The sequence below is a fragment of the Methylobacterium sp. 142-1Y genome, from assembly GCF_057747795.1.
Genome location: NZ_CM173224.1, coordinates 2,810,712 through 2,837,408, shown reverse-complemented (window position 1 = coordinate 2,837,408; position 26,697 = coordinate 2,810,712). Strand labels below are relative to the sequence as shown.

General features: G+C 70.2%; 26 protein-coding genes. 5 read left to right on the top strand and 21 right to left on the bottom strand.

What is annotated here, in order from left to right; translation table 11 throughout:
* Positions 1–3 precede the first annotated feature (3 nt).
* The 6 genes from AC3AOF_RS12840 to alaS all read right to left on the bottom strand — a co-directional run bounded on the left by AC3AOF_RS12840 (position 4) and on the right by alaS (position 8,328).
* Positions 4–1,536, bottom strand: a complete 1,533-nt coding sequence (locus AC3AOF_RS12840; RefSeq protein ID WP_236990431.1) for an acyl-CoA carboxylase subunit beta — start codon at positions 1,534–1,536, stop codon at positions 4–6.
* 210 nt (positions 1,537–1,746) lie between these two features.
* On the bottom strand, positions 1,747–2,634 hold the full coding sequence (rfbA, locus tag AC3AOF_RS12835) for a glucose-1-phosphate thymidylyltransferase RfbA (RefSeq protein ID WP_203153368.1): 888 nt from the start codon (positions 2,632–2,634) through the stop codon (positions 1,747–1,749).
* Between the two features lie 13 nt (positions 2,635–2,647).
* Positions 2,648–3,550, bottom strand: a complete 903-nt coding sequence (rfbD, locus tag AC3AOF_RS12830; RefSeq protein WP_488348730.1) for a dTDP-4-dehydrorhamnose reductase — start codon at positions 3,548–3,550, stop codon at positions 2,648–2,650.
* Positions 3,551–3,554: 4 nt separating this feature from the next.
* The gene (gene rfbB / locus AC3AOF_RS12825) at positions 3,555–4,607 is read right to left on the bottom strand and encodes a dTDP-glucose 4,6-dehydratase (protein ID WP_236990433.1); all 1,053 of its coding nucleotides are present in this window, start codon (positions 4,605–4,607) and stop codon (positions 3,555–3,557) included.
* Between the two features lie 41 nt (positions 4,608–4,648).
* Positions 4,649–5,203, bottom strand: coding sequence for a dTDP-4-dehydrorhamnose 3,5-epimerase (rfbC, locus tag AC3AOF_RS12820; RefSeq protein ID WP_236990434.1), 555 nt, complete (start codon positions 5,201–5,203; stop codon positions 4,649–4,651).
* A 458-nt stretch (positions 5,204–5,661) separates the two neighbouring features.
* Positions 5,662–8,328: an alanine--tRNA ligase gene (gene alaS / locus AC3AOF_RS12815; protein ID WP_488348729.1), complete on the bottom strand. Its 2,667-nt coding sequence runs from the start codon at positions 8,326–8,328 to the stop codon at positions 5,662–5,664.
* Positions 8,329–8,533: 205 nt separating this feature from the next.
* Between alaS and AC3AOF_RS12810 the strand changes: the two genes are divergently transcribed.
* Positions 8,534–8,947 (top strand): MAPEG family protein, encoded by a 414-nt coding sequence (locus tag AC3AOF_RS12810; RefSeq protein ID WP_488348728.1) that lies wholly within the window; start codon positions 8,534–8,536, stop codon positions 8,945–8,947.
* 341 nt (positions 8,948–9,288) lie between these two features.
* Here the strand turns inward: AC3AOF_RS12810 and recA are convergent, their stop codons facing one another.
* The 10 genes from recA to flgB form a co-directional block, all read right to left on the bottom strand.
* Entirely contained in the window at positions 9,289–10,341 is a 1,053-nt protein-coding gene (gene recA, locus AC3AOF_RS12805; protein ID WP_442919285.1) for a recombinase RecA, read from the bottom strand.
* A gap of 162 nt (positions 10,342–10,503) precedes the next feature.
* Complete coding sequence (locus AC3AOF_RS12800) at positions 10,504–10,947, bottom strand: PIN domain-containing protein (protein WP_488348727.1); 444 nt, start codon at positions 10,945–10,947, stop codon at positions 10,504–10,506.
* Between the two features lie 23 nt (positions 10,948–10,970).
* Positions 10,971–11,213 (bottom strand): hypothetical protein, encoded by a 243-nt coding sequence (locus AC3AOF_RS12795; RefSeq protein ID WP_488348726.1) that lies wholly within the window; start codon positions 11,211–11,213, stop codon positions 10,971–10,973.
* Between the two features lie 72 nt (positions 11,214–11,285).
* Positions 11,286–13,892 carry a cell cycle histidine kinase CckA gene (gene cckA, locus AC3AOF_RS12790; RefSeq protein WP_488348725.1) on the bottom strand — a complete coding sequence of 869 codons (2,607 nt, stop codon included), beginning with the start codon at positions 13,890–13,892 and terminating at the stop codon, positions 11,286–11,288.
* 200 nt (positions 13,893–14,092) lie between these two features.
* Entirely contained in the window at positions 14,093–15,157 is a 1,065-nt protein-coding gene (flhB, locus tag AC3AOF_RS12785) for a flagellar biosynthesis protein FlhB (RefSeq protein WP_236990441.1), read from the bottom strand.
* A 4-nt stretch (positions 15,158–15,161) separates the two neighbouring features.
* Positions 15,162–15,935: a flagellar biosynthetic protein FliR gene (fliR, locus tag AC3AOF_RS12780; RefSeq protein WP_236992810.1), complete on the bottom strand. Its 774-nt coding sequence runs from the start codon at positions 15,933–15,935 to the stop codon at positions 15,162–15,164.
* A gap of 271 nt (positions 15,936–16,206) precedes the next feature.
* Positions 16,207–16,473 carry a flagellar biosynthesis protein FliQ gene (fliQ, locus tag AC3AOF_RS12775; RefSeq protein WP_236990442.1) on the bottom strand — a complete coding sequence of 89 codons (267 nt, stop codon included), beginning with the start codon at positions 16,471–16,473 and terminating at the stop codon, positions 16,207–16,209.
* Between the two features lie 17 nt (positions 16,474–16,490).
* Positions 16,491–16,805: a flagellar hook-basal body complex protein FliE gene (gene fliE / locus AC3AOF_RS12770; RefSeq protein WP_236990443.1), complete on the bottom strand. Its 315-nt coding sequence runs from the start codon at positions 16,803–16,805 to the stop codon at positions 16,491–16,493.
* Positions 16,806–16,807: 2 nt separating this feature from the next.
* On the bottom strand, positions 16,808–17,218 hold the full coding sequence (gene flgC, locus AC3AOF_RS12765; RefSeq protein ID WP_236990444.1) for a flagellar basal body rod protein FlgC: 411 nt from the start codon (positions 17,216–17,218) through the stop codon (positions 16,808–16,810).
* A gap of 86 nt (positions 17,219–17,304) precedes the next feature.
* Positions 17,305–17,709 (bottom strand): flagellar basal body rod protein FlgB, encoded by a 405-nt coding sequence (flgB, locus tag AC3AOF_RS12760; protein WP_203154738.1) that lies wholly within the window; start codon positions 17,707–17,709, stop codon positions 17,305–17,307.
* Positions 17,710–17,928: 219 nt separating this feature from the next.
* Here flgB and AC3AOF_RS12755 point away from each other — a divergent pair, with 219 nt between their 5' ends.
* The gene (locus AC3AOF_RS12755; RefSeq protein ID WP_488348724.1) at positions 17,929–19,101 is read left to right on the top strand and encodes a hypothetical protein; all 1,173 of its coding nucleotides are present in this window, start codon (positions 17,929–17,931) and stop codon (positions 19,099–19,101) included.
* A gap of 134 nt (positions 19,102–19,235) precedes the next feature.
* Positions 19,236–19,991 (top strand): flagellar type III secretion system pore protein FliP, encoded by a 756-nt coding sequence (fliP, locus tag AC3AOF_RS12750; protein ID WP_336886936.1) that lies wholly within the window; start codon positions 19,236–19,238, stop codon positions 19,989–19,991.
* On the opposite strand, the gene AC3AOF_RS12745 is transcribed toward fliP, so the two are convergent.
* The 4 genes from AC3AOF_RS12745 to AC3AOF_RS12730 all read right to left on the bottom strand — a co-directional run bounded on the left by AC3AOF_RS12745 (position 19,979) and on the right by AC3AOF_RS12730 (position 22,160).
* Positions 19,979–20,305 carry a hypothetical protein gene (locus tag AC3AOF_RS12745; protein ID WP_488348723.1) on the bottom strand — a complete coding sequence of 109 codons (327 nt, stop codon included), beginning with the start codon at positions 20,303–20,305 and terminating at the stop codon, positions 19,979–19,981. The two genes, fliP and AC3AOF_RS12745, sit on opposite strands and share 13 nt — an antisense overlap.
* 37 nt (positions 20,306–20,342) lie before the next feature.
* Positions 20,343–20,726: a hypothetical protein gene (locus tag AC3AOF_RS12740; protein WP_488348722.1), complete on the bottom strand. Its 384-nt coding sequence runs from the start codon at positions 20,724–20,726 to the stop codon at positions 20,343–20,345.
* A gap of 156 nt (positions 20,727–20,882) precedes the next feature.
* Positions 20,883–21,206: a hypothetical protein gene (locus AC3AOF_RS12735; RefSeq protein ID WP_236990449.1), complete on the bottom strand. Its 324-nt coding sequence runs from the start codon at positions 21,204–21,206 to the stop codon at positions 20,883–20,885.
* Positions 21,207–21,260: 54 nt separating this feature from the next.
* On the bottom strand, positions 21,261–22,160 hold the full coding sequence (locus tag AC3AOF_RS12730) for a DMT family transporter (protein ID WP_236990450.1): 900 nt from the start codon (positions 22,158–22,160) through the stop codon (positions 21,261–21,263).
* 263 nt (positions 22,161–22,423) lie between these two features.
* Between AC3AOF_RS12730 and AC3AOF_RS12725 the strand changes: the two genes are divergently transcribed.
* Together AC3AOF_RS12725 and AC3AOF_RS12720 are read left to right on the top strand one after the other, a co-directional pair.
* The gene (locus AC3AOF_RS12725; RefSeq protein WP_236992812.1) at positions 22,424–23,305 is read left to right on the top strand and encodes a YihY/virulence factor BrkB family protein; all 882 of its coding nucleotides are present in this window, start codon (positions 22,424–22,426) and stop codon (positions 23,303–23,305) included.
* A gap of 319 nt (positions 23,306–23,624) precedes the next feature.
* Positions 23,625–25,145 carry a radical SAM protein gene (locus tag AC3AOF_RS12720; protein WP_488348721.1) on the top strand — a complete coding sequence of 507 codons (1,521 nt, stop codon included), beginning with the start codon at positions 23,625–23,627 and terminating at the stop codon, positions 25,143–25,145.
* Between the two features lie 54 nt (positions 25,146–25,199).
* Here AC3AOF_RS12720 and AC3AOF_RS12715 read toward each other — a convergent pair whose 3' ends face one another.
* Entirely contained in the window at positions 25,200–26,456 is a 1,257-nt protein-coding gene (locus AC3AOF_RS12715; protein ID WP_236990452.1) for an SfnB family sulfur acquisition oxidoreductase, read from the bottom strand.
* Positions 26,457–26,697: the final 241 nt, after the last annotated feature.

The window sequence follows — 26,697 nt, the reverse complement described above, 5'->3', positions numbered from 1 at the left end:
GTATCACAACGGAATGTTGTCGTGCTTTTTCCAGGGCTGCTCGCTCTCCTTGGTGCGCAGCATGGCGAGCGCCCGGGCGACGCGGCGGCGCGTCGAGTGGGGCATGATCACCTCGTCGATGTAGCCGCGCTCGGCGGCGACGAAGGGCGACATGAAGCGCTCCTCGTATTCGGCCGTGCGGGCCGCGATCTTCTCCGGATCGCCGAGATCCTGGCGGAAGATGATCTCGACCGCGCCCTTGGCGCCCATCACGGCGATCTGGGCGGTCGGCCAGGCGTAGTTCACGTCGCCGCCGACATGCTTGGAGGCCATCACGTCGTAGGCGCCGCCGAAGGCCTTGCGGGTGATGACGGTGACGAGCGGCACCGTCGCCTGGCTGAAGGCGAAGAGCAGCTTGGCACCGTGCTTGATGAGCCCGCCATATTCCTGTGCCGTGCCCGGCAGGAAGCCCGGCACGTCGACGAAGGTGACGATCGGGATCGAGAAGGCGTCGCAGAAGCGCACGAAGCGGGCGGCCTTGCGCGAGGCGTCCGAGTCGAGCACGCCGGCCAGCACCATCGGTTGGTTGGCGACGATTCCGACGGTGCGGCCCTCGATCCGGGCAAAGCCCGTGATGATGTTGCGCGCATACGCCGACTGGATCTCGAAGAAGTCCCCCTCGTCGACCACCCGCCGGATCAGCTCGCCCATGTCGTAGGGCTTGTTCGGGTTGTCGGGGATCAGCGTGTCGAGGCTGCGGTCGAGGCGGGCGGGATCGTCGAAGCTCTCCAGCTCCGGCACGCCGGCCTGGTTGTTGGCCGGCAGGAAGTCCATCAGGCGCCGGATCTGCAGCAGCGCCTCGACGTCGTTCTCGTAGGAACCGTCGGCGATCGACGACTTCGAGGTGTGGACCTTGGCGCCGCCGAGCTCTTCCGCCGTCACCACCTCGTTGGTCACGGTCTTCACCACGTCGGGCCCGGTCACGAACATGTAGCTCGTGTCGCGCACCATGAAGATGAAGTCGGTCATCGCCGGCGAGTAGACGTCGCCGCCCGCGCACGGTCCCATGATCACAGAAATCTGCGGGATCACGCCGGACGCGGTGACGTTGCGCTTGAACACCTCGCCGTAGCCGCCGAGCGCAGCCACACCCTCCTGGATGCGGGCGCCGCCGGCATCGAAGATGCCGATGATCGGCGCGCGCATCTTGAGCGCCATGTCCTGGACCTTGATGATCTTCTGGGCATGCGCCTCGGAGAGCGACCCGCCGAAGACCGTGAAGTCCTTCGAGAACACGAAGACGGCGCGGCCGTTGATGGTGCCCCAGCCGGTGATGACGCCGTCGCCCGGGATCTTCTGCTTCTCCATCCCGAAATCGATCGAGCGGTGCTGCACGAACATGTCGAATTCCTCGAACGACCCGGAGTCGAGGAGGAGTTCGATGCGCTCGCGCGCCGTGAGCTTACCGCGCTTGTGCTGCGCCGCCACCCGGCTCTCGCCGCCACCGACCCGGGCCTGCGCACGCCGCTGGTCGAGCCGTTCGAGGATGTCCTTCATGCTGTCGCCCATTCCTGAAGAAGAGTCGCGCACCCGCCGGGAGGCTTGACCGTGATGCGGCCTTAGCATGCGCCGGGGCAGGGCGAAAACTCGGTCTTTTTGGGCGAGGCACAGGTCTCGGCGGCGCCGGCGCCGGCCCGGAACGCAAAGGGCCGCGCCCTCCCCTCGCGGGGGTGGCGCGGCCCTCAATGCGACGGCGGGTGGATGGGATCAGAGGCCCTGGCCCGGCTCCTCCTCACGGGCGAGCCGCAGCAGGCTCTGGCCGTAATTGGTCTTGGCGAAGAGCTGGCCGCGGGCCACCACCTGCTCGCGGGTGATGAAGCCCTGGAGATAGGCGATCTCCTCCAGGCAGGCGACCTGCATGCCCTGGCGGTGCTGGATGACGCGGACGAACTCGCCGGCTTCCAGCAGGTTGTCGTGGGTCCCGGTATCGAGCCAGGCATAGCCGCGCGACATGCACTCGACGTGGAGCTGGCCGCGATCGAGATAGGCCTGGTTGACGTCGGTGATCTCCAATTCGCCGCGGGGCGAGGGCTTCACCGCGGCGGCGATGTCGAGCACCTGGTTGTCGTAGAAGTAGAGGCCTGTCACCGCCCAGGGCGATTCCGGGTTCTTCGGCTTCTCGACGAGCTTGGTGGCGCGCCCCTGCTTGTCGAGGGTGACGACGCCGTAGGCCTCGGGCTGGTCGACGTGGTAGGCGAAGACCGTCGCGCCGGTCTCGCGCGCCTTGGCCTTGGCTAGGAGCTGGCGCATGCCGGCGCCGAAGAACAGGTTGTCGCCGAGCACCAGCGCGACCGAATCGTCGCCGACGAATTCGCGGCCGATGATGAAGGCCTGGGCCAGCCCTTCCGGCTTCGGCTGCAGCGCGTAGGAGATGTTGATCCCGAACTGCTCGCCGGTGCCGAACAGGCGCTTGTAATTGTCGATGTGCTCCGGCGACGAGATCAGCAGGATGTCGCGGATGCCGGCCAGCATCAGCACCGAGACCGGATAGTAGATCATCGGCTTGTCGTAGACCGGCAGCAGCTGCTTGTTGATCGCCAGCGTCGCCGGATGCAGCCGCGTGCCGGATCCGCCGGCGAGCACGATGCCCTTCATGATCGAAAACTCCTCAGGCTTGTTTCGCAGCGGGACCGATCAGCTGGTCCAGGATGTCGTCGAGGGCCGCCTGCCACGGGCGCGGCACGAGGCCGAACGTGGCGGTCAGCGTCTCGGTCGAGAGTTCGGAATTGGCCGGCCGGGTGACCGGGGTCTTGAAGGCCGTGCTCGGGATCGGCTCAACCGGCACCGCACGCGCACCCCGCGCCGCCGCACCCGCCATGATGGCCTTGGCGAAGTCGTACCAGGTCGTCGCCCCGGCATTGACGCAGTGATAGGTGCCGGCGGGCGCCGCCTCGTCCTCGATGAGCCGGAGCGCGATCGCGACGAGGGCCGCCGCGAGGTCGCCGGCCGAGGTCGGGCAGCCGCGCTGGTCGTCGACCACCGTCAGCTTGTCGCGCTCGGCCGAAAGCCGCAGCATCGTCTTGACGAAGTTCGCCCGGTGCGGGCTCACCACCCAGGCCGTGCGGACCACCGCGTGGCGCGGGTTGCCGGTGCGCACCGCCATCTCGCCGGCGGCCTTGCTGGCGCCGTAGACGCTGACCGGGTGCACCGGCGCATCGGCGGCGTAGGCCCCCGTGCCGGTCCCGTCGAAGACGTAATCGGTCGAGACGTGGATGAGCGGGATGCCGGCCTTCGCCGTCTCCGCCGCCAGGTAGGCAGCGCTCAGCGCGTTGAGCCGCCAGGCCGCCGCCACGTCGCTCTCGGCCTTGTCGACCGCCGTGTACGCGGCGGTGTTGATCACCGCCGCGTAAGGCCGCTCGGCAACGGCGCGGGCGACCGCGGCCTCGTCGGTGATGTCCAGCGCCTCCCGGGTCGGAGCGTGAATCACCACGCCCTCCCCGAAGGATTGCCGCTGCAACTCGGTGCCGACCTGCCCGCCGCCGCCGAGGACCAAGATCTCCCGCCGCGCCATCGCCTTACTCCGCGCTCAGGCCGAGGCGCTCGCCGGAATAGCGGCCCTCGCGGATCGGGCGCCACCACGACTCGTTGTCGAGGTACCAGCGCACGGTGTCCTCGAGCGCCTGCTCGAACGTGCGGCTCGGCTTGTAGCCGACCTCGGCCTCGGCCTTGCTCGGGTCGATGGCGTAGCGCCGGTCGTGGCCCGGGCGATCGGTGACGAACTTGATGAGGCGCTCGTGCGGGCCGGCCTCGGGACGGAGACGGTCGAAGATCGCGCAGAGCGTCTTGACCACGTCGAGGTTGTTGCGCACCGAGCGGCCGCCGAGCAGGTAGGTCTCGCCGACCCGGCCCTTCTCCAGCACGGCGACGAGGCCGCGGGCATGGTCCTCGACGTGGATCCAGTCGCGCTCGTTCTGGCCGTCGCCGTAGACGGGGAGGTTCTTGCCCTCCAGCGCGTTGAGGATCATCAGCGGGATCAGCTTCTCGGGGAAGTGCCGCGGGCCGTAATTGTTCGAGCAGTTGGTCACCAGCACCGGCAGGCCGTAGGTCTCGTGCCAGGCCCGGGCCAGGTGGTCGGAGGCCGCCTTCGAGGCCGAGTAGGGCGAGCGCGGGTCGTAGCGGCTGTCCTCGGTGAAGAAGCCGCCCGGGGGTAGCGAGCCGTAGACCTCGTCGGTCGAGACGTGGAGGAAGCGGAAGGCGTCGCGCTCAGGCCCCTCGAGGGTGTTGTAGTAGGCGCGGGCCGCCTCCAGCATCACCTGGGTGCCGACGACGTTGGTGCGGATGAAGGCACCCGGCCCGGTGATCGAGCGGTCGACGTGGCTCTCGGCGGCGAGGTGCATCACCGCCTCGGGGCGGAACTCGGAGAAGAGCGCACCGACCTTCTCGTGATCGCAGATATCGGCCTCGGCGAAGCGGTGCCGGTTGTCGCCCTTGAGCGGCATCAGCGAGATCGGGTTCGCCGCGTAGGTGAGCGCGTCGAGGGTCAGGACCTCGTGGCCGAGTTCCTGGACGAGGTGCAGGACCAGGGCCGAGCCGATGAAGCCGCAGCCGCCCGTGACGAGGATGCGCATGGGGTGGGTGATCTCCGAAAAGGTGGGTGCCCGTCAGGGCGTCAGAACAGCGGGGGCAGGTCGGCGAAGCGGGGCGCGATCGTGTCCTTGGCCGAGAGCTGGGCCTCGGCCTCGCTCACCGGCCAGTCGATGCCGAGGTCCGGATCGTTCCACAGCACGGCGCCGTCATGCTCGGGGCTGTAGACGCCGCCGGCGACCTTGTAGGCCACCATCGTGTCCGGCTCGAGGGTGCAGAAACCGTGGCCGAAGCCGATCGGCACGTAGAGCTGGTGGCCGTTCTCGGCGTCGAGGCGGGCGGCGACGTGCCGGCCGTAGGTGGGCGAATCCCGGCGCAGGTCGACCGCAACGTCGAGGATCGCCCCGGAGAGGACGCGGATCAGCTTGGCCTGGGCGAAGGGATGGCGCTGGAAATGCAGGCCGCGGACGGTGCCCTGCTGCGCCGAGAAGGACTGGTTGTCCTGGATGAAGCGGTCCTCGATGCCGCCGGCGGCCAGGAGGTCGGCCCGGTAGGTCTCCGAGAACCAGCCGCGGGCATCGCCGTGCCGCTTCGGGATCACCAGCTTCACCGCCGGGATCGCCTGATCGATGACCTGCATCCTGCCCACCTTCCGATAACGCGCGCCTGATCGATGCGGGGCTCTTGCCCGGCAAACATGGCACAACGGCGTCGCCCGGACCTGCCGCAGGCCGCATGCCTGCAGCCTCTACTTCGCAGGCGCGAGATGAGCAAGATCGGCCGCAGACCGGAGACGGCGAAGGGCAATAGAGCATTTTCCGACGAAGTGGAGACCGGTTCGTCGCAGAAAATGCGGCAGAATCAAAGGCCTGGAGCATCGTCTGATTGCAGCGCGATCGGACGATGCTCCAGGCGTGCGTACAGCCCCGCGCAACCGGGAAGGCCGCGTGGATCGGCACGCCGCGGAATTTCTGGACGGATGGGCAAACCTTCGGGACGATGTCCCGACAGGTCGGCCTATACGCTCAGGCGAGATGGCGCGAAACCTCGTCGGCCGCGGCCGGGTCTGCCTCGCAGGCCCGGCCGGCTTGTGCAGCCTCACATGGCCGAGAGGGACGCCGCGATCGCCTCCAGGGCGGCCTCGGCCGCCGCCCCGTCGGGGCCGCCCGCCTGGGCCATGTCGCGGCGTCCGCCACCGCCCTTGCCGCCGAGCCGCTCCGCACCCGCCCGTACCAGGGCGACGGCGTCGAACCGGCCGGTCAGGTCCTCGGTCACGCCGACGACCAGGCCGGCCTTGCCGTCCGGCGCCACCCCGACGATCGCCACGATTCCGGAGCCGAGCCGCTTCTTGCCCTCGTCGGCGAGGCTCTTGAGGTCGCGCATCTCGACCCCCTGCACGACCCGGGCCATCAGCTTGGTGCCGGCGACCTCGCGCACGCCGTCGTCGCTGCCGCCGGCCGCGCCCCCGCCCATCGCGAGCTTGCGGCGGGCATCGGAGAGTTCCCGCTCCATCCGGCGGCGCTCGTCGAGCAGGCTCGCCAGGCGCTCGGGCGCCTCGGCCACCGGCGCCTTGAGCAGGGCGGCGATCGCCGCGAGCTGACGGCTCTCGCCGGCCAGATGCCGGCGGGCGGCGTCGCCCGTCATCGCCTCGATCCGGCGCACGCCGGCCCCGACCGCGCTCTCGGCCAGCACCGTCACGAGACCGATATCGCCGGTGCGCCCGACATGGGTGCCGCCGCAGAGCTCCACCGAGAAGGTCTTGGCGCGGCCGTCGGCGGCCGTGTCGCGGCCCATCGAGACGACCCGCACCTCCTCGCCGTACTTCTCGCCGAACAGCGCCCGGGCGCCCGACGCGATGGCGTCGTCGACCGCCATCAGCTTCGTCACCACCGGCTCGTTCTGGAGCAGCACCCGGTTGGCGATCTCCTCGACCCGGGCCAGCTCCTCGGTCTCGATCGGCTTCGGATGGCTGATGTCGAAGCGCAGGCGCTCGGGGGCGACCAGCGAGCCCTTCTGGGCGACGTGGTCGCCGAGCACCTGGCGCAGGGCCTCGTGCAGCAGGTGGGTGGCCGAATGGTTGGCGCGGATCGCCGAGCGGCGCCCGTGATCGACCTTCAGCTCGACCGGCTGGCCGAGGGTCAGGCTCCCCTCCTCCACGGCGACGTGGTGGACGAAGAGATCGCCGAGCTTCTTCTCGGTCGCGGTGACGCGCACCCGAAGGCCCTGGCCGGTGACGATGCCGGTATCGCCGACCTGGCCGCCGGATTCGCCGTAGAACGGCGTCTGGGTGACGACGAGGAGACCCTCCTCGCCGGCCCGGATCGCCTCGACCTCGACGCCGCCGCGCACCAAGGCGGTGACGACCGCCTCGGCCTCCTCGGTGTCGTAGCCGAGGAACTCGGTGGCGCCGGTGCGCTCGCGCAAGCCGTACCACAGGGTCTCGGTGGCGGCCTCGCCCGAACCCGACCAGGCGGCCCGCGCGGCGGCGCGCTGGCGCTGCATCGCGGCCGTGAAGCCGTCCGTGTCGACCGTGATGCCGCGGGACTTGAGCGCGTCCTGGGTCAGGTCGAGGGGGAAGCCGTAGGTGTCGTAGAGGGTGAAGGCGGTCTCACCCGACAGGCTGCCGCCCTCCGAGAGGTCGCGGGTCTCGGCGTCGAGGATCGACAGGCCGCGCTCCAGGGTGCGGCGGAAGCGGGTTTCCTCCAGGCGCAGGGTCTCTGCGATCAGGCTCTCGGCGCGGACGAGCTCGGGATAGGCCTGGCCCATCTCGCGCACCAGGGTCGGGACCAGCCGATACATCATCGGGTCGCGGGAGCCGAGGAGCTGGGCGTGGCGCATGGCGCGGCGCATGATCCGGCGCAGCACGTAGCCGCGGCCCTCGTTGCTCGGCAGGACGCCGTCGGCGACGAGGAAGGACGAGGCGCGCAGGTGATCGGCGATCACCCGGTAGGACGCCGTCTGCTTGCCCTCGGGCGCCCGGCCGACCTGATGCGCCACGGCGTCGATCAGGCTGCGGAACAGGTCGGTGTCGTAGTTGCTCTTGACGCCCTGGAGGATCGCCGCCATGCGCTCGAGGCCCATGCCGGTATCGATCGAGGGCCGCGGCAGGCCGACCCGGTTGCCCGGCTCGATCTGCTCGTACTGCATGAACACGAGGTTCCAGAATTCGAGGAACCGGTCGCCGTCCTCCTCCGGGCTGCCGGGCGGGCCGCCCCACAGCTCCGGGCCCTGGTCGATGAAGATCTCCGAGCACGGGCCGCAGGGGCCGGTATCGCCCATCTGCCAGAAATTGTCGGAGGTGCCGATGCGGATGATGCGGTCGTCGGAGAAGCCGGCGATCTTGCGCCACAGGGTGGCGGCATCCTCGTCGTCGGCGTAGACCGTGACAAGCAGCTTCTCGGGCGAAAGCCCGAATTCCTTGGTGACGAGATTCCAGGCGAGCTCGATCGCCAGCGGCTTGAAATAGTCGCCGAACGAGAAGTTGCCCAGCATCTCGAAGAAGGTGTGGTGGCGCGCGGTGTACCCGACATTGTCGAGATCGTTGTGCTTGCCGCCGGCGCGCACGCATTTCTGGGCCGTGACGGCGCGCTGGTAGGGCCGCTTCTCGACGCCGGTGAAGACGTTCTTGAACTGCACCATGCCGGCGTTGGTGAACATCAACGTCGGGTCGTTGCGCGGCACCAGCGGCGAGGACGGCACCACCTCGTGGCCGTGCTTGGCGAAGTAGTCCAGGAAGGTGGACCGGATCTCGTTGACGCCACTCATGGGAAGAATCGTCTCTGCGGAAGGCGGGCCGGGCGGGCGCGGATATCGGGGCGCACCGGCGGGCGGCCCGCGGATGCATCCGCGTGTCTTTAGTCACGCGCTTCCCCCGTGTCGAGGCGGGCCCGCGCCGCTATCTGAGCCGGGGCAAGTATCTGAAGCCCGGGGACGCGCGGCCGCCGGCCCGCCCGGCAGGAGCCACGCCATCATGACCGACGAGATCCGCCTCCTCGCCCTCTCGGCCGCCCTCGGCTTCGTCCACATCATGGCGGCGTCCGTCGCCGGGCTCCAGCAGCGCGGCGGCCTGACCTGGGCGGCGGGCAACCGCGACAACGAGGGTGAGGTCACCGGCGCCGCCGCCCGGCTGAAGCGGGCCTCGGCCAACTTCTTCGAGACCTTCCCGCTCTTCGTCGCCCTGGTTCTGGCCGCCGCGGTCTCGGGCCGTCAGGGCGGCGCGGTGGCGTGGGGAGCGGAGCTCTATTTCTGGGCCCGCCTCCTCTACCTGCCGATCTACGGCTTCGGCATTCCGTGGATCCGCACGCCGGTCTGGGGCGTGGCGATCGTCGGGATCGGGTTCGTGTTCGCCGGGCTGTTCGGCTGGGCCGGGCCGGGGGCACCGTAACGTGAGCAGGCCTTCCGGCAGCCGGATGTGGCGCGGGTATCCCCCCTCCCCGCGGGCGGGGAGAGGCTTTCGTCCCCCTTGCAGGGGACGAAAGGAGCCCGCAGGGCGAGGGTGAGGGGGTGTTTCCGGAGGAGCCTCACTCGTCGAGGCCCCCTCACCCTCGCTCCGGCTTCGCCTGCGCTTGCTCCATCGACGACAAGGTCGATGGAGCCCTCTCCCCGCCCGCGGGGAGAGGGGGGATACCCGCGCTTTTTCGGTCCTTTACAGCCCCGTAAAACGGAAGGGGCCACCGCGCTCATCGCGCGGCGGCCCCCGATATCGTCGGTGCCGATCCGTTAAGATCAGGCCGACCCCTCGTCGAGATCGTCCGCCGTCGGGGTGGCGTTCTCCAGGATCTTGTCGGCGACCAGCCCCGAATTCTGCCGGATCGAGGCCTCGATCTTGTTGGCGATGTCGGGGTTGTCGCGCAGGAAGCCCTTCGAGTTCTCGCGGCCCTGGCCGAGGCGCTGGCTGTCGTAGGAGAACCAGGCGCCCGACTTCTCGACGATGCCGGCCTTGACGCCGAGGTCGATCAGCTCGCCGACCTTCGACACGCCCTCGCCGAACATGATGTCGAACTCGACCTGCTTGAACGGCGGCGCCACCTTGTTCTTGACCACCTTGACCCGGACGCTGTTGCCGATCGGCTGGTCGCGGTCCTTGAGGGTCGAGATGCGGCGGATGTCGAGGCGGACCGAGGCGTAGAACTTCAGCGCGTTGCCGCCCGTCGTGGTCTCGGGGCTGCCATACATCACGCCGATCTTCATCCGGATCTGGTTGATGAAGATGACCATGCAGTTCGAGCGCGAGATCGAGCCGGTGAGCTTGCGCAGGGCCTGGCTCATCAGGCGGGCCTGGAGGCCCGGCTGCTGGTCGCCCATCTCGCCCTCGATCTCGGCCCGCGGGGTCAGCGCCGCCACCGAATCGACCACCAGGATGTCGATGGCGCCGGAGCGCACCAGGGTGTCGGTGATCTCCAGCGCCTGCTCGCCGGTATCGGGCTGGGAGATCAGGAGGTCGTCGAGATTGACGCCGAGCTTGCGGGCATAGACCGGATCGAGGGCGTGCTCGGCATCCACGAAGGCGCAGACGCCGCCCTTCTTCTGGGCCTCGGCGATGGTGTGGAGGGCGAGCGTGGTCTTGCCGGAGGATTCAGGCCCGTAGATCTCGATCACGCGGCCGCGCGGCAGGCCGCCGACGCCGAGCGCGATGTCGAGGCCGAGCGACCCGGTCGAGACGACCTCGACCTCCTGCACCTTGTCGCCCTTGCCGAGCCGCATGATCGAGCCCTTGCCGAAGGCGCGCTCGATCTGGGCGAGGGCGGCGTCGATCGCCTTCGACTTGTCTTTGTCCATGGTCGGAAATTCCACCACTCGAGTCTGGGGCTGAGCCATGTCGGCGGGGTCCTTATGGCAGGAGGGGCGCTAAGTCTCAATCGCGCGGCTGGGTCTTTCGTACTTGTTTTGTTCTCTGTCGGCAAGGGCGGGAGGGGCATTCACCGGGGGATTTTCGGGGGATCAGGGGCCGTCGAGGGCCCGGAGGAGGTTGGCGTTCGACCAGGACGGCCAACCGGTCCCGGCGAAGTCGCGATCGTGGCTCCAGATGTCGGCATCCAGCAGCCAGGCGCAGGCGAGGACGTGGGCGTCGGCCGTCGAGCCGTTGCGGGAGGCGACGGCGTCGGAGAGGAATGCGGCCGCCCGCTCGATGTGGTCGGCGTAACGCGCGGCATCGATAACATCGACTCCGCCGAGGATCATCTCCGCGCGCACTCGTGCAATCGCTGGGAGATCCGGAAGGCCGCCCAGCACGCGCCGGACTTCCTCCGCCACACGGGCGGAGGTCGCCACGAGCCTCCGGCCATTCAGAGTACCGAAGATTGATATGGAGCGACGCCCCAAGGCAGCACTCAGAACGATGTTGGTGTCGACGACCAACACCCTGGAAGGGTGCCGCCGAGGCATGCCCGCGGCGGCTGGCTCCTCCGTCACTCGGCGCCGCGCTCGGCGAGCAGCCGATCGATGGCCGCATTCTCTTCCGGCGTATACTTTTCCGCATCTGCCCGAATATCGGCAATGACCTTGCGCATGTATTCCTCGGGCACGCTGTGGATCGGCAACAGGATGCCGACGGTCGCGGTACCGTTCTTGATCGGCATCGCGTGCGGCAGCGCCTGGATCGCGCCGGCCGACATCTTCTGGAGCTCGCGCATGCTGATCGCGGTCTTCATGGCCACCTCCTGGTTACATACATGGATGTAAGTCCGGCGGGCGGCGGCCACAAGGACGCGATCGGCCTCCCCTCACCCCGCCATCGTGGTCTTCACCGTCTCGACGAGCTGCTTCAGGCTGAACGGCTTGGGCAGGAAGTTGAATTCCTCGCCGTCGGGCAGGTTCTTGCGGAAAGCGTCCTCGGCATAGCCCGAGACGAAGATCACCTTCAGGTTCGGATGGGCCTTGCGGAGTTCGCGCAGCAGGGTCGGGCCGTCCATCTCGGGCATCACCACGTCGGAGACGACGAGATCGACCGGCACCTCGCGCTCCTGCATGATCTGCAGGGCTTCCAGGCCCGAAGCGGCTTCCAGCACGGTGTAGCCGCGGGCGGTGAGCGCCCGGCCGTTGACGGCGCGGACCGGATCCTCGTCCTCGACCAGCAGGATCGTGCCTTGGCCGGTGAGGTCGCGGGCCGGCGGCTTCGGCGGTTCCGCCGCAGACGCGGGCGCTGCCGCTGCGGCCGGAGCGGTGCCGGACGCGGGCGAGGCGATCTCGGGCAGAGCCTCGGGAGCCTCGACCTCCGGTGCCGGCACGTGACGCGGCAGGTAGATGGCGAAGACCGTGCCCTGGCCGACGGTCGAGCGCACGTCGATATAGCCGCCGGACTGCTTGACGATGCCGAACACCGTCGAGAGACCGAGGCCCGTGCCCTTGTTGACCTCCTTGGTGGTGAAGAACGGCTCGAAGATTTTTTCCATCACCTCCGGGGTCATGCCGGTGCCGGTGTCGCTCACCTCGATCAAGACGTGGTCGGTGCCCGGCAGGCCGTTGAGGCGCAACGCCCCCACCGCTTCCGCAATCATGTTGGCGGTGCGGATCAGCAGGCGCCCGCCCTCCGGCATCGCGTCGCGGGCATTGACCGCGAGGTTCACGATCACCTGCTCGAACTGGTTGACGTCGGCCTTGACCGGCCAGAGGTCGCGGCCGTGCTTGAGGTCGAGCTCGACCCTCTCGCCGAGCAGGCGCTTCAAGAGCAGGGTGAGGTCGGACAAAGCCTCGCCGAGATGGATCACCTCCGGCCGCAGGGTCTGGCGGCGCGAGAAGGCCAGCAGCTGCCGCACCAGGCTCGCGGCCCGGTTGGCGTTCTGCTTGATCTGCATGATGTCCTGGAAGGCCGGGTCGGTCGGCCGGTGGCTCGCGAGCAGGAGGTCCGAGTAGCCGATGATCGCCTGGAGCACGTTGTTGAAGTCGTGCGCGATGCCGCCGGCGAGCTGGCCGACCATCTCCATCTTCTGGGCCTGGTTGACCTGCTGCTGGAGCTGGTGCTGGGCCGTGGTGTCGAGGGCGTAGAGGATCACCGCGCCCTCGGCGCCGCCGGCCGTACCGGCGGGGCTGAGCCAGATCCGGGCCGAGCGGTTGACCGGCGCCGAGACCCCGATCTCGACCGGCGGCACGTCGCCCCGGCCTTCCGCAGCGGCGCGCGCCGCCGCCTCGATGACGTGGCGGTCGCGCTCGACCACGAAGTCGCGCACCGGCGGACCGACCTCGCTGCCGTCGCCGGTGCGCGGCAGGGTGCCGAACAGCCGCGCGAAGGAGGCGTTGGCGCGAACGAGCCGCCCGTCGGCGGCGAGCGTCGCCACCGCGACCGGGCTGGTGTTGAAGAAGCGGTCGAAGCGGAGTTCTGCCGCCTGCTGCGGATCGTCGGTCTCGCCGCCGGCGGAACGGTTGAGTACGAGGGTGCGCGAATCGCCCGGCCTTCCGTCCTGGCCGTAGGCGACCCGGTGGTAGAGCCGGGCCGAGAGCGGGTGGCCGTTGCGCCGGCGCAGGTCCAGGTCGAACCGGTCGGTGCGGACCTCGCCGGGCTCGCCCTTGCCGCCGACGAGGACGGGCCCGAGATCGTCGGGCAGGATCTCGGACAGGCGCAAGCCGCCCGAGCCGACCTGGGCCAGGTCGTGGCCGAGCCAGGCCGCGAGCGTCGCGTTCATGTAGACGACCGAGCCCTTGGGATCGACCGCCATGAAGCCCGCAGGGGCATGGTCGAGGTAGTCGATCGCGTGCTGGAGTTCCTGGAAGACGTTCTCCTGGCGCTCGCGCTCGTGGGTGATGTCGGCGACGCTCCACAGGGAGACCGGCCGGCGCGGCAGCGGCAGCGGCCGCACGCCGATGCGGAACCAGGCGAAGTCGCGCTCCGCCGTGCCGCCGGGCGGCGGCGCCATGCGGATCTCCTCCGACAGGGAGCGGCCCTCGCGCGCGGCCTGGGCGAGGCGGTAGACCGCCTCCGACACCTCCGGCGAGCCGACGAAGACCCGCTCGACGGGGCGCAGGTTGGTGAAGGTGTCGCTGCCGGCGAGCTTCAGGTAGGCGGCGTTGGCGTAGATCGGCCGGCCGCCCTCTTCCATCGCGATCATGCCGTCGGGGGCTGCATCGACCACCGCCTTGGTGACGTCGTTGCGGGTGCCCTGGCCGGTGAGCTGGATCGCCCCGATGGCGAAGGCGAACAGGCAGAACACCCCCGCCATGGCGAGCAGCGCCAGGAGGCCGAGGATGATCGGCTGCGCCTGCTCGTTGGCGACGAAGCTCAGGCCCACCGCCGCGCCGACGAGGAGGCCGGCCAGCAGCAGGAGCAGGCTGACCCGGCCGGGCCGCTCGGAGCGGTCGAGGGCGGATTCCGCCGCGGATGAGCTCAACTCCGGCATGTCGCCTCGACACTCCCCAGGGGCCGGCGCCGCGTCCGGATCCCGATTCTCTTGCCCATAACGGGCCGTCTCGTCCGTTCCCTAGCAGGCACGGCGTTTCCGTGGAATGAATTCCCGGTTCGTTCCGGCACGCTAAAGCGCCTTCGCTCAGGCGCCGCGCGGGCTTGACGCGGCCCGGGCGGAATCGTCCGGGCCGCGGATCAGTGCCGCCGCCGCAGGCGCAGCACGTAGCCGATCACCTCGGCGACCGCGCGGTAATGCTCGGGCGGCACCGCCTCGTCGATGTCGACGGTGGCGTGGAGCGCGCGCGCCAGCGGCGGGTTCTCGACCACCGGCACGCCGTGCTCGCGCCCTACCTCGCGGATGCGGAAGGCGAGCGCATCGACGCCCTTGGCGACGCAGACGGGTGCCGCCATCCCGGCCTCGTAGCGGAGCGCCACCGCGTAGTGGGTCGGGTTGGTGACGATCACGCTGGCCCCCGGCACCGCCGCCATCATGCGCTTCTTGACCCGCTGCATGCGGATCTGGCGCAGGCGCCCCTTCACCTCCGGGTTGCCGTCCTGCTCCTTCATCTCCTCCTTCATCTCCTGCTTCGACATGCGAAGCTTGGCCCGCCAGCGGAAGCGCTGGTAGAAGGCGTCGCCGAGGGTGACGACGACGTAGGAGGCCAGCACCGCGCCCATCAGCCGCAGGCAGAGCGCGAGGGTGCCCTGGAGCACGCCCTGCGGCTCGATCCGGGCGAAGGCCTCGAGCCGGTCGCGGTCGCCCCACAGGACCATACCGGCGGCGATGCCGACGAGGAGGATCTTGACGACCCCCTTGCCGAACTGGAACCACGCCTCGGGGCCGAGCAGCCGCTTGAGGCCGGCCATCGGCGAGACCCGGCTGAATTTCGGCGCGAGCGTCTCGGTGGTCCAGACCAGGGGGTGCTGGAACAGGCCGCCGACGAGGCCCGCCGCCGCCACCGCCCCCATCGGCACGGCGAGCGCGAGGAGCCCGGCGAGGAGCGCACGGCGGCCGAAGGCGAGGTAGCCGGCCGGATCGGAGGGCACCTCGTGCAGATGTGCGAGGAGACCGCGCAGGTCGGCGAGCAGGCCGCGGGCGAGGGGCGCGGCGCCGATCATCAACACCAGCGTGAAGGCGCCGAGCATCAGGAAGGTGTTGACCTCCTGGCTCGTCGCGACGTCGCCCCGCTTGATCGCGTCGTCGAGGCGTCGCTGGGTCGGGTCTTCGGTGCGGTCTTCCTGGTCGGCCTGTTCCGACATCCGCTCACGCCCTCCCGAGATCGGCCAGGAAGCGGCCGAGATCGTCGACGAACACCCCCATGATCACCCCGATCGTCGCCAGGAAGACCAGCATGCCGATCAGGATCGCCGCCGGGGTGGCGACGAAGAACACCTGCATCTGCGGCATCAGGCGCGAGAGCACGCCGAGGCCGAGGTTGAACAGGATGCCGAAGGCGATGAACGGCGCCGAGATCTGCACCGCCAGGGTGAAGCCGCGGGCCACCGCCTGCACCGCGAAGGCGGCGGCATCGCCCGTCGCCGGCATGCCGACCGGCGGCATCAGGGCGTAGGAATCGCGGATGCCGGCGAGCGCCAGGTGGTGCAGGTCGGAGGCGAGCACGAGGGTGAGGCCGAGCAGGCTCAAGAAGCTGCCGAGCGTCGCCTGCTGATTGCCGAGGGACGGGTCGACCGTCATCGCGTAGGAGAGGCCGAGCTGCTGGGCGATGATCGTCCCGGCGGTTTGGAGCGCGGCGATGACCGCCCGCACGCTCAGGCCCAGCACCAGCCCGACCGCGATCTCGCCGAACAGCACGCCGACGAGCGCCGTGCCGGCGCCGCCGGGCTCCGGGCCGGTGCCCCCGGGAAGCAGCGGGCGGGCGACCGGAAACAGCACCAGGGAGAGCAGCAGCGCGAAGGCGAGGCGCAGGCGCGGCGTCACCATCGCCTCGCCGACGCCCGGCATCAGCATCACCAGCGTGCCGACCCGCGCGAAGGTGAGGAGGTAGGCCGAGGCGAGGCCGGGAAGGAGGAGGTTCACGTCCGGGGCGACTCGGGGTGGATGGGGATTGTCGAACTCGGCTCGGCGCATCGAGCGGCCCGTCCCAACCACGACCTCATCCCGAGGTGCGACTGGAAGGAGCCTCGAAGGAGTGCTCCAGGGATCGCAGCGGCATCTGGAGCCCTCCTTCGAGGCCTCCGCTTCGCTTCGGCACCTCAGGATGAGGTCGCGGGTAGGATGAAACAGGCTTCCGTGATTCGCCGCCCGCAAGTCAAATCCGTGCTCGACCCGCTCATCCGGATTCCCCCGCTCAACCCCCGGAGGCGATCCGGGCGGCGATGCGGGTCATGTAGCCGGCCAGCGCATCGCCCATGAAGGGCAGCATCAGCAGCATCGCGGCGAAGACCGCGACGATCTTGGGCACGTAGATCAGGGTCTGTTCCTGGATCTGGGTCAGGGCCTGGAACAGCGACACGACGAGGCCCACGACGAGGGCGACGACCATCAGCGGGCCGGCGACCTTCAGGAAGGTGAGGATGCCGTCGCGGGCGACGTCGAGAATGGCGAGACCGGTCATCGGGCGCCAACGCTTCCTTAAATCTGCATCCGCATGATGTCCTCGTAGGCCGAGATCACCCGGTCGCGCACCGCCACCAGGGTCTGGAGCGCGGTCTCGCTCTCGGCCACGGCGGTCACCACGTCGACGACGTTGGCCTTGCCGGCGGCGACCGCCATGGCCTGGCCGTCGGCGCGCTTGCCGGCTTCCGAAACCCCGTCGAGGGCCGACGACAGGAGCTGGGTGAAGCCGCCCTCCCCCGTGCCGGCTCCCCCGGCGATGCCGGAGGTGGGCGTGCGGCCCATGTTCTGGATGGCGGCGTAGGCGCCGGCCGCGAAAGCGTTGGTGGTCATGGTCAGGCCTTGAGGATGTCGATGGTGCGGGACACCATGCGGTTGGTGAGCGTGACCATGTTGAGGTTCGCCTCGTAGGAGCGCTGGGCCTCGCGCATGTCGACGGTCTCGACGAGGACGTTGACGTTGGGCATCCGCACGCTGCCGTTGGCGTCGGCGGCGGGGTTGCCCGGATCCTGCTTGGAGCGGAACGGGCTCTGGTCCTTGCGCACGCGGCCGAGATCGACCACCGAGGCGTCGAGCTCGCGGTCGACGTGGTTGGTGAAGGTCGGGATCTTGCGCCGGTAGGGCTCGGCGGTGGCGCTGGTCGGCGCCGAATCCGCGTTGGCGATGTTCTCCGAGATCACCCGCATCCGGCCCGACTGGACCTTGAGCCCGGAGGCCGCGATGCCGATCGCCTTGCTGAAATCCATGGGAACCCACCTCGGGTCGGTGTGACGAAGTTTCGGGGAGACGACCGTCGCGGCAGGAGCCGGCGCGGCGGCGGGTTCGGTAGGACTTATTTGCCGACCGCGATGCGCAGGGTCTGCAGGCTCTTGCGGTAGAGGAGGCTCGCCAGCTGGTAGTCGCCCTGGTTGTCGGCGGCCTTCAGCATCTCGTCCTCGAGGCTCACGGCGTTGCCGCTCGGCATCATCTCGAAGCGCGTGCCCGCCCGCTCCTCCGGCGGGGAGGCCTGGCCGGTCCCGGCGAGATGCACGAGGCTGGTGCGCTCCAGGCCGACCCCCGGCAAGCCGGCGGCTGCCAGGGCGCCGTCCGGGCGGAAGCGCGGCGCCTTGAGGTCGTGGGCCTTGAAGCCCGGCGTGTCGGCATTGGCGACGTTCTCGGCCAGGACCTTCTGGCGCGTCTGCTGCCACTGCATCCGGTTGCGCAACATCGCGACGAGGGGGAGATCGGTGACCGACACGGGCGGGCCTTCCGGTTTTGACCGGCACAATCTGCCTAGCGCATGGTTAAAACCTGGTTAAGACGACACCTGTCGTCGCGTCCCGCGCGGCTCGTCCGCAACGCCTCTCAAAGCTGTTAACGATATGTAAACGTCCCCTGCGCAGGCCCGGCACAGCCGTGCTAGAAGGCTCCCCATCGTCGGCGTGCCCCGCGTGCGCCTCATCTGAGAGACCATGCTTTGCTCTCCTCGATCCTCGGGACGGACGGTTCGCCCTTGCTCTCCTACCTGATCGTCTTCCTGATCATGGTCGTGCTCCTCAGCCTGTTCGCCCTCGGGGCGAAACGGTTCGCCCGGGGCCGCCTCACCCTGGGGGGCAACGGCGGGACCGGCCGCAGCCGGCAGCCGCGGCTCGGCATCGTCGACATCTACGAGCTGGACCGGCAGCGCCAGCTGATCCTGTTGCGGCGCGACAACACCGAGCACCTGCTGCTGGTCGGCGGACCGAACGACGTGGTGGTCGAGCGCAACATCGTGCGGACCGGCAGCACCCGGGTGACGGCGGAGCTGGCCGACCGGTCGGAGCCCGAGAGCGAGGCCCCGCTCCCCCTGCCCGCGGGCACCGAGCCGGCGCCCCTGCCGCCGCCCTTCCCCGAGCCGGAGCCCGAACGGGTCGCGGCCGCCTTCGCGCCGATCCCCCGGCAGGATGCCCCGGCCCCGGATCTGCCGCCCGAGCCGGCGCGGCCGTCCTCGCGCTTCAACGCCTCGCGCCGGGTCGAGCCGCCGAGCCTGCGCGCCGCCCGCCAGACGCCGCCTCCCCTGGAGATGCCGTCGGCTCCAGAGGCGCCTCCTTTCGCGGCTCCCGCCTTCACCGCGCCGGTGCCGCCGGTGGTGCCGGCTCCGCCGCCGATGCCGGAACCGGTCCCGACCCCCGAGCCGGTTCCCGCCCCGGCCGGCACCCGCGGGGCCGAGCCGCGGACCGTGGATGCAGCGATCCTCAACGACATGGCCCGCCAGCTCGAGGAGGCCCTGCGGCGGCCTTCCTCGGCGGTGGCACCGGCTCGCCCGGCCGCCCCGGTGACGGCGAGCCCGCCGCCGGAGCCCGAGCCGGCCCCACCGGAGCCGGCGCCCCCGCCGCCCCCGCCGCCGGAGCCCGAACCGGTCCCACCGCCCCCGCCGGAGCCGGAACCCATCCCCGAGCCGCCTCCGCCCCCGCCGCCGGAGCCCGAGCCGGCCTCGTCCCCCCCGCCGGAGCCGGAACCCATCCCCGAGCCGCCCCCGGCTCCTCCGCCCCCGCCGCCGGAAGAGCCGGCCCCGGCCGCGAAGCCGGCCTCGGTCCAGAACCCGTTCTCGGTCGAGGAGATCGAGGCCGAGTTCGCCCGGCTCCTCGGCCGGCCGCTCGACAAGCGCTGATCCTCTCGCCGATCCTGGCGCCGATCCCCGGGCGTCCGGGGCTGTTGCATCGGAACCGCGCCCGCCCGCCCTCGACAGGGTGCGGCGGGCGCGGCGCTTGCGGGCCGTGCCCGTGAAGGCCAGGGTGCGCCGCCATGGCGCCCCGCACTCCCCGCTCCCTCCTCCCGATTCTCTGCCGAGCGACGGTGGCCCTGCTGGTCCTGTCGGGCGGGACGGCGATGGCGCAGAGCCTCACCGTCGATCTCGGCCCGAGCGGCGGCGTCACCGAACGGGCCCTGCAGCTCGTCGCCCTCATCACCGTGCTGGCGCTCGCGCCCTCGGTGCTGGTGATGGCGACCTCGTTCACCCGCATCGTGGTGGTGCTGTCGATCCTGCGCTCGGCGCTCGGCACCCAGACGGCGCCGCCGAACGCCGTGATCGTCAGCCTGTCGCTGTTCCTCACCGCCTTCGTGATGGCGCCGACGGCGCGGGAGGCCTACCGCACCGGGATCGAGCCGCTGCTCGCGGGCCAGATCCAGCAGACGCAGGCCTTCGAGCGGGCGAGCCAGCCGTTCAAGGCCTTCATGCTGCGCAGCGTGCGCGAGAAGGACCTGAAGCTGTTCCTCGACCTCGCCCGGGCCCAGACTCCGGCGACACCGGAGGCGGTCGGCCTCGAGATCCTGACCCCCGCCTTCATGATCTCGGAATTGCGCCGCGCCTTCGAGATCGGCTTCCTGCTGTTCATCCCGTTCCTGATCATCGACCTCGTGGTCGCGTCGATCCTGATGTCGGTCGGCATGATGATGCTGCCGCCCGCCACCGTGGCGCTGCCGTTCAAGCTGATCTTCTTCGTGCTGGTCGACGGCTGGACCCTGGTGGCCGGGTCCCTGGTGCAGAGCTACGGCGGCTGATCCGCCCCCCTGCCCGCGCCTTCAGGCCGGGAGCCGCGCGGGACGAGGCGCAGGGCCTCCCCGGCGAGGTGGGCCGGCACGCCGCGGCGCATCAGACGGTCGCGCCTTGCCCGACGCGCGAGGCCGGCGGCCTGTGTCTCCGCCGCGTCGAGGAACGGCTGCATCCAGGCCTCGAACCAGGCGCTCTGCACCGCGAGGCCGAGGAGCACGACTTCGCAGGCGAGGTTCCGGCAGGCCGCGGCGACCCGGCCCATCTGCTCGTCCAGGGACAGGACGGGAGCCAGGGACGGACCGCCGGGGGGTGTCCTGCTCATCGGCCTCCGGCTCGCCCGCTGCGGGCCGCCCGTGCGATCACCGGAGTGCAACCTCCGGCAGGATGCCGACGGCCTCGATCACGTGCGGGGCCGGAACGGCGCCCGGCGAGGCCTGAAGCACGGCGCCGGGATGCGAAGCCTCGGGCGGCGGGGTCTCGGGCGGCGGGATCTCGGCGGCATTGTACGGCCGGTTGTAGCAGCGGCAGAACGCGCGCCAGAACGCCGCGCGCTCCTCGGGGGCGAACCGGCTCAGGCACGCATCGAGGGCGTCCTGCCCGGCACGGGCGAGGTGCAGGCGCGCCTCGTCGTCGAGACGGTCGGGAGAACCCGGCGCCGCGAGGTCGATCGGGCGCAGGTCCGGGTCGAGTGGTATCGGAGACGGCGGCACGTGATCGTGGGATGGTGCGATCGCATCGGGCACGGCTCGGCTCCCTGACGGGTCTTTACGCCAGGTCTAACGCCCAAGTGTCCCGCTTCGATCCAGGCCGGATGTCGGTGCTTCAAGACGGCTCCGTCAGGGCTCCGGCGGCCCCCGCCAGGGCTCGCGCAGACCCCGTCAAGGCTCGGGCAGACCCCGTCAAGGCTCGGGAAAGAACGGCGGCGGAATGTTGTAGATCGGCAGGTCGGCGTTGCGCGGCAGCCAGGCGTGGAAGACCGCGCCGTCGGTCTCGCCGTAGGAGACCGGCTGCACCGGCGAGCCGCGGAAGCGCACGAGGCCGGGCCGGTGCGGCCCGCGGACGGATCGGGGAGCCGGCACGTCTCCCGGGCGGACTCGGCCGGACGCGGCGGGCGCCGGGCGAAAGGCGTCGGGCTCGCCTCCCGCCATCGCGGGGGCGACGAGCGCTACATTCGCGGCGAGCACCGAAATCGTCAGGCCAGCGGTCAGGGCGGGGCGCAGCATGCGGGTGGTCTCCGGAGACCGCCGCAGCCTAAGGCCTCGAATCCCACCAGGGGCTTAACCGCGGCTGGCGATCGCCACACCGGCCACCGCCACCACCATGCCGAGGAGTTGGACCGGGCCCAAGGTCTCGCCGAACAGCCCGAAGGCCATCGCGGCCGAGACCGGCGGCACGAGGTAGAACAGGGCCGCCACGCCCGCCACCGCACCGCGGCGGATCAGCCCGAGCAGGATCAGGATGCCGCCGACCGACAGGCCGAACACCGCCCAGGCGAGACCGAGGAGAAGCGGGACCGAGAGGTCGAACTCCCCTCGCTCGGTCAGGAGTGCCAGCGGCAGGGTGAGCAGCACGGCGCCGATGAACTGCGCGGCGGCGTTGGTGCGCAGGTCGACGGCGGCAGCCGTGCGCTTCTGCCACAGGGTGCCGAGGGTGATGGCGATGGTCCCGCAGAAGCACACGGCCAGCGCCTCCGGCGGGATGCCGCCGGCCGCCCCGGTCGCCCCGAGTTTCGGCGCCAGCACCAGCCCGGCGCCGACGAGGCCGACCATGATGCCGAGCCAGCGCAAGCCCGAGACCCGCTCGCCGAGGAGCGGCCCGGCCACCGCCGCGGTGAGCAACGGCTGCAGGCTCGCCACCAGGGCGGCGATGCCGGCGGGCAGCCCGCGATGCACCGCCCAGAACACCGCGTCGAGGTAGAGGCCCTGGATCAGGATCCCGGCCACCATCGCGTCGCGCCAGCCGCGCCAGCCCCGGGGCCACCGGGCGCCGACCGCGAGGGCGAGGCCCGTCAGCACGATGGCGGTGAGGCCGAAGCGCACGGCGAGGAAAGTCAACGGCTCGGCATGCGGCGCGACGAGGCGCGCCACCACGAAGCCCGTGGCCCAGATCAGCACGAACAGGCCGGGCGCCAGGCGGGCGGGCCAGGAAGCGTCGGACAGAGGCAGGAGGCGGCTCATGATGCCTGCGCAACGAGCACGAGCGCGGCCGTTCCGCAACCGGCGCCGCGAGAATAGCCCCCCGCCCGTGCCGGGCATGGCTGTCCGAATAAGCTTTTGAGACGAGAACGGCGCGGGTTTCCCCTTTCCCCGGACGACCCTGCGTGCCCGGAAGGACGCGCAGGCCGCAATTCTGCCCTCTCGCCTTTCCAGGACCGGCGCCCACGCTCTACCTGAGACGACGATTCCGCCGGAACGACCACCCCGAGAGCCCGCGCGCCGTGATCCGTCCCCGCACCGCCCTGGAGATCGCCGCCCTCGCGGCCCAGCGCTTCGTCGCCCATGACGGCTGGGCGATCGCCAGCCACATCGCGCTCTCGCTCCTGACCTCGCTGTTCCCGTTCCTGATCCTGCTCACGGCGCTGGCCGGTGTGTTCGGCACCAAGTCCCTCGCCGACGAAGCCGGCAACCTCTTGTTCGAGATCTGGCCGAGCGAGGTGGCGGGACCGATCGCCAACGAGGTCCACCGGGTGCTGACCGAGCAGCGCGGCGGTCTCCTCACCCTCGGCGCGGTGCTGGCGCTCTACTTTTCGTCGAGCGGGGTCGAGAGCCTGCGGGTCGGGCTCAACCGGGCCTACGGGTTGCGGGAGATGCGGCCGTGGTGGCTCACGCGGCTGGAATCGATCGGCTACGTGATCTGCGCCGCCTTCGCGATGCTGGCCTTCACCTTCCTGGTGGTGCTGGGCCCCCTGGTCTGGCGCGGTCTCTTGCTGGTGGCGCCGGGGCTGGAGCCGCTCGGCCTTACCGTCGCGGTCGGCCGGGTCGGCGTGACGGTGCTGCTCGTCGCCAGCGTGCTGGTGATCGCCCACAAGTTCATCGCCGCCGGGCGCCGACCGGTGGCCATGGTGCTGCCCGGCATCGCCGTGACCCTGTGCCTGTGGGTGCTCGCCGGCCTCGGCTTCGGGATGTACCTCGACCGGTTCTCGAGCGCCTACGTGTCGACCTACGGGGGCCTCGCCACCGCGATGGTGTTCCTGGTCTTCGTCTACTGGCTCGCCGCGATGTTCCTGTTCGGCGGCGAGATCAACGGCACGGTGATCGCCGCCCGCCGCCGCCGGCTCCAGGCCCGGGCCCAGAGCCGGCGGGACACCGTGAAGCTGATGTAGGGGCCTTCCGCTCAAGAGGGTGGCCGGGGGCATCCCGGCCGGCGCAGGGTCATTCCTGGCCCACGCCCAACGTCTTCCCCGGTAGAGTGGCCGACACACGCTTTCACCGCGTGATTGTGTCCCGCAAGTTACTGAGGCGGCCGGCGCGATGGCGTATGCTGGTGCTTCGCTTGCGACGCGTCACAGCCGGGACATCGTCGGAGCGGGTGATCGTCGAACGACCAGGGCGGCCAAGATGATGGGGCATATGGGACGATCTTTCATCGCGCTTGCCTCGCAGGCGATGCGTCGGACCTTCGTCCCGTCACTGCCACGAGACTTGCCGCCGGTCGAAACGCTCGCCCCTCGCGGACCGATCGACGAGAGCCAGGACCATCGGATCTGCGGCCCGATCGACCAACTCGGCGGCGTCGTTCAGCTCATTCGCTGCCCCGACGATCATCTGAGCGGCATCTCGATCCGCTTCGGGATCCATTGCCGCCCCCAGGCGATCCCGATCGTCGTCGAACTCTTCGAGGTCGACGAGCATCATGTCGGCCCGGCCGCATGGCCGGAGATCGCGACGGAGGCCCTGGCAAGCTGCACGATCGAGCCGGGCGAACTGATCGACAACGCGTACCACCACGTCTACTTCCCGAATTTCCCGAACTCGAAGGGCGCCCTGTTCGCCCTCAGGCTCACCTCGCCGGCGATCGGCGCGCACGAGTCGCCGACGGCGTTCGTCTCGCGCGGCGAGGAGCGGATCGCGGGCCATGGCGGGCTTCACACCCGCGACGGCCTGTTCGTGTCCCACGGCCTGCAGGCGAGACTGATCTTCAGCTCGCCCGAGACCGTGGCGAGTTCGCCGCCCGGATTGCTGTACAGCCCGCTCACCTCCTGCAACATGAACTGCACGCACTGCATCTCGCGGCATTCCCGCAAGCGTGCAGTCCGCATGTCGTCGGCAATCAAGGACGAGATCAAGGGCCTCGTCGCGGCGGGCAAGATCACCTGGATGTTCACCGATTACAGCGGCGACCTCCTGTTCGCCGACCACAAGAAGCCCGGCGAACTGGATTACGTGACGGGCCTCGGCATCGCCGTCCATATCGACACGAACGGCGCCTACCTGACGGATGAGCGCATCGCCAAGATCATGGCGTCCAAGGTCGACGCGGTCAGCATCTCGATCGATGCCGCGACCGACGAGACCTACCGGACCATCCGGATCGGCGCGCCCCACCTCGACACCATCTTCGATGCCGCCGCGCGGCTGGTCGAGGCGCGGGCGCGGCACGGCCGGGACCGGAACCTGGTCATCGGCCTGGGATTCACGCTGATGCGGTCGAACATCCACGAATTGCCGCGTTTCGTGGAGCGGGCCGCGCAGGCCGGCGTCGATACCATCGGCTGCCGCCATCTCGAGGTCTACCACGCCCCGATGCTGGCCGAGTCCCTCGTCCACGAGCCGGAGCGCTTCAACGCCATGCGCCGCGACGCCGTGGCCCTGGCAGAGACCCTCGGCGTGCAGCTCAATATCGGCGAGGAATTCCACGACCGTCCCGGCACCGGAAGCCCGCAGCCCTGCCTCCTGCCATGGGAAACCGCGACCGTCCTGGCGAACGGGGACGTCATGGCCTGCTGCGTGCCGGGCGCGAAGATCGGCAACCTGACGGAGGATACCCTGGAGGGGATCTGGACCGGGGAGCGCTATCGCCGCCTGCGCCAACGCATCAACTCGAGCGACCCGCCCGAGCTCTGCCGTTCCTGCCAGTTCCGGAACGCGGTGAACCGCTACGGCGCGCATAACAGCCTCAACCGGGACGGCATCCCGACCGCGACCTTCGATGACGATCTCTGAGCGGATCGGTGGGGAGAGGCCCTCACCGTCCGCGAAGCCCGGCGCCCGGCCCGGTCAGCTCCAGGCGTGGAACGGCGGGTTGACTCCGTTGAGTGCATGGTTGCCGACGATCGCCACCTTCCAGCGCACCGGGTCGTGAAGGGTGTGGGTGCGGGCGTTGCGCCAGTGCCGGTCGAGGTTGTGCTCGGCGAGCGTCGAGCGGGTGCCGGACAGTTCGAACAGCGTGTTGGACGCGGCGAGCGCGACCTCGGTGGTCAGCACCTTCGATTCCGCCACCGCGAGCTGGGCCGCCGCCACGCTGTCGGGCGTCGGCTCCGCGACCGCCGCGTCGATGGCGAGGCCGGCCCGGTCGAGCAGGGCTTCCGCCGCGTGCTGGCGGATCGTCAGGTCGCCGACGGCGCGGATCGTGTAGGGGTCGTCGGAGGCCCGCTCCTGGCCGCTGTCGATCCAGGGCCGCGCCTTCTCGCGCACGAAGGCGATGGTATCGTCGAGGGCGGCGCGCCCGATTCCCGCATCGATCGCCGCCTGGATGATCTGGAAGATCGCGCCGTCGACCCGCGGAGCGGTGTAGCCGCGCCAGGCCGGCACCAGGCGGCTCTTTTCAACCCGCACGTCGTCGATGAGCACGGTGCCGCTGGCGGTGCCGCGCTGGCCGAAGCTCGACCAGTCGTCGATGACGGTCAGCCCCGGCGCGTCGCGATCGGCGATGGCGTACCAGGGCCGGCCCTCGTCATCGATGGCCACGATCGGCACGAGATGGGCGAGCAGCGCCCCCGTCGCGTAGAATTTTCGGCCCCGGACAACGACGTGGTCGCCGTGATCGGTGAAGCGCGTCTCGAACTCGGCGGCGCGCTTCGTGCCCTTCTCCGAGAAGGCGTTGCCGAAGCGGGTGCCGGCGAGCACCGCGGCGAAGAGGTCGGCCTGCTGCTCCGGATCGGACACGGTGCGAATCGCCGCGACGATGCCGAGGTGGTTCTGGGCGATCTGCGCGATCGATGGATCGGCCGCCGCCACGATGGCGATCACCTGGGCGAGGGTCCGGTACGACACCTCGGGCCCGCCATGGCTGCGCGGCACGTTGATCGACCATAGCCCGCTCTGCGAGAAGGCGTCGAGTTCCGCCAGCGGACGGGCGCCGGTGCGGTCGCGCTCCGAGGCGCCCTCCCGGAACCGGGCGGCGAGGGCGTGGGCGATCCGGATCGCCTCCGCGTCGTCGCGGATGACGTGCGCGGGCTCGGCCGGGCGGGCGGGGCCGGGCGCGCCCCGCGGCGCAGGCTCGGCGATGTGGCTCGGATTGACGGCGATGTTCATGGGCTGGCTCCGCAATCGGTGGACAGGATTGGCGGTAGGCGGGGGCGTCCCCTTCCCCGGCGCGCGGGGCAAAAGGTCCGACGCTCGCGCAGGCGGGATTGCCGGCTCGTCAGACATGAATCGGACAAGGATGATCGCGATCAATGGCTTCGACTTGATCGTGCCGCAGAAGAATTGCCGACGGATGCCGCTTCGTCAAACGAAGCGTTCCGCTTAATTTCTCTGATTTCTAAAAATTCGT

Coding starts and splice junctions, on each gene's coding strand:
- AC3AOF_RS12840 (WP_236990431.1), bottom strand. CDS start 1,536: ATGAAGGACATCCTCGAACGGCTCGACCAGCGGCGTGCGCAGGCCCGG.
- rfbA (WP_203153368.1), bottom strand. CDS start 2,634: ATGAAGGGCATCGTGCTCGCCGGCGGATCCGGCACGCGGCTGCATCCG.
- rfbD (WP_488348730.1), bottom strand. CDS start 3,550: ATGGCGCGGCGGGAGATCTTGGTCCTCGGCGGCGGCGGGCAGGTCGGC.
- rfbB (WP_236990433.1), bottom strand. CDS start 4,607: ATGCGCATCCTCGTCACGGGCGGCTGCGGCTTCATCGGCTCGGCCCTG.
- rfbC (WP_236990434.1), bottom strand. CDS start 5,203: ATGCAGGTCATCGATCAGGCGATCCCGGCGGTGAAGCTGGTGATCCCG.
- alaS (WP_488348729.1), bottom strand. CDS start 8,328: ATGAGTGGCGTCAACGAGATCCGGTCCACCTTCCTGGACTACTTCGCC.
- AC3AOF_RS12810 (WP_488348728.1), top strand. CDS start 8,534: ATGACCGACGAGATCCGCCTCCTCGCCCTCTCGGCCGCCCTCGGCTTC.
- recA (WP_442919285.1), bottom strand. CDS start 10,341: ATGGACAAAGACAAGTCGAAGGCGATCGACGCCGCCCTCGCCCAGATC.
- AC3AOF_RS12800 (WP_488348727.1), bottom strand. CDS start 10,947: ATGCCTCGGCGGCACCCTTCCAGGGTGTTGGTCGTCGACACCAACATC.
- AC3AOF_RS12795 (WP_488348726.1), bottom strand. CDS start 11,213: ATGAAGACCGCGATCAGCATGCGCGAGCTCCAGAAGATGTCGGCCGGC.
- cckA (WP_488348725.1), bottom strand. CDS start 13,892: ATGCCGGAGTTGAGCTCATCCGCGGCGGAATCCGCCCTCGACCGCTCC.
- flhB (WP_236990441.1), bottom strand. CDS start 15,157: ATGTCGGAACAGGCCGACCAGGAAGACCGCACCGAAGACCCGACCCAG.
- fliQ (WP_236990442.1), bottom strand. CDS start 16,473: ATGACCGGTCTCGCCATTCTCGACGTCGCCCGCGACGGCATCCTCACC.
- fliE (WP_236990443.1), bottom strand. CDS start 16,805: ATGACCACCAACGCTTTCGCGGCCGGCGCCTACGCCGCCATCCAGAAC.
- flgC (WP_236990444.1), bottom strand. CDS start 17,218: ATGGATTTCAGCAAGGCGATCGGCATCGCGGCCTCCGGGCTCAAGGTC.
- fliP (WP_336886936.1), top strand. CDS start 19,236: ATGGCGCCCCGCACTCCCCGCTCCCTCCTCCCGATTCTCTGCCGAGCG.
- AC3AOF_RS12745 (WP_488348723.1), bottom strand. CDS start 20,305: ATGAGCAGGACACCCCCCGGCGGTCCGTCCCTGGCTCCCGTCCTGTCC.
- AC3AOF_RS12735 (WP_236990449.1), bottom strand. CDS start 21,206: ATGCTGCGCCCCGCCCTGACCGCTGGCCTGACGATTTCGGTGCTCGCC.
- AC3AOF_RS12730 (WP_236990450.1), bottom strand. CDS start 22,160: ATGAGCCGCCTCCTGCCTCTGTCCGACGCTTCCTGGCCCGCCCGCCTG.
- AC3AOF_RS12715 (WP_236990452.1), bottom strand. CDS start 26,456: ATGAACATCGCCGTCAATCCGAGCCACATCGCCGAGCCTGCGCCGCGG.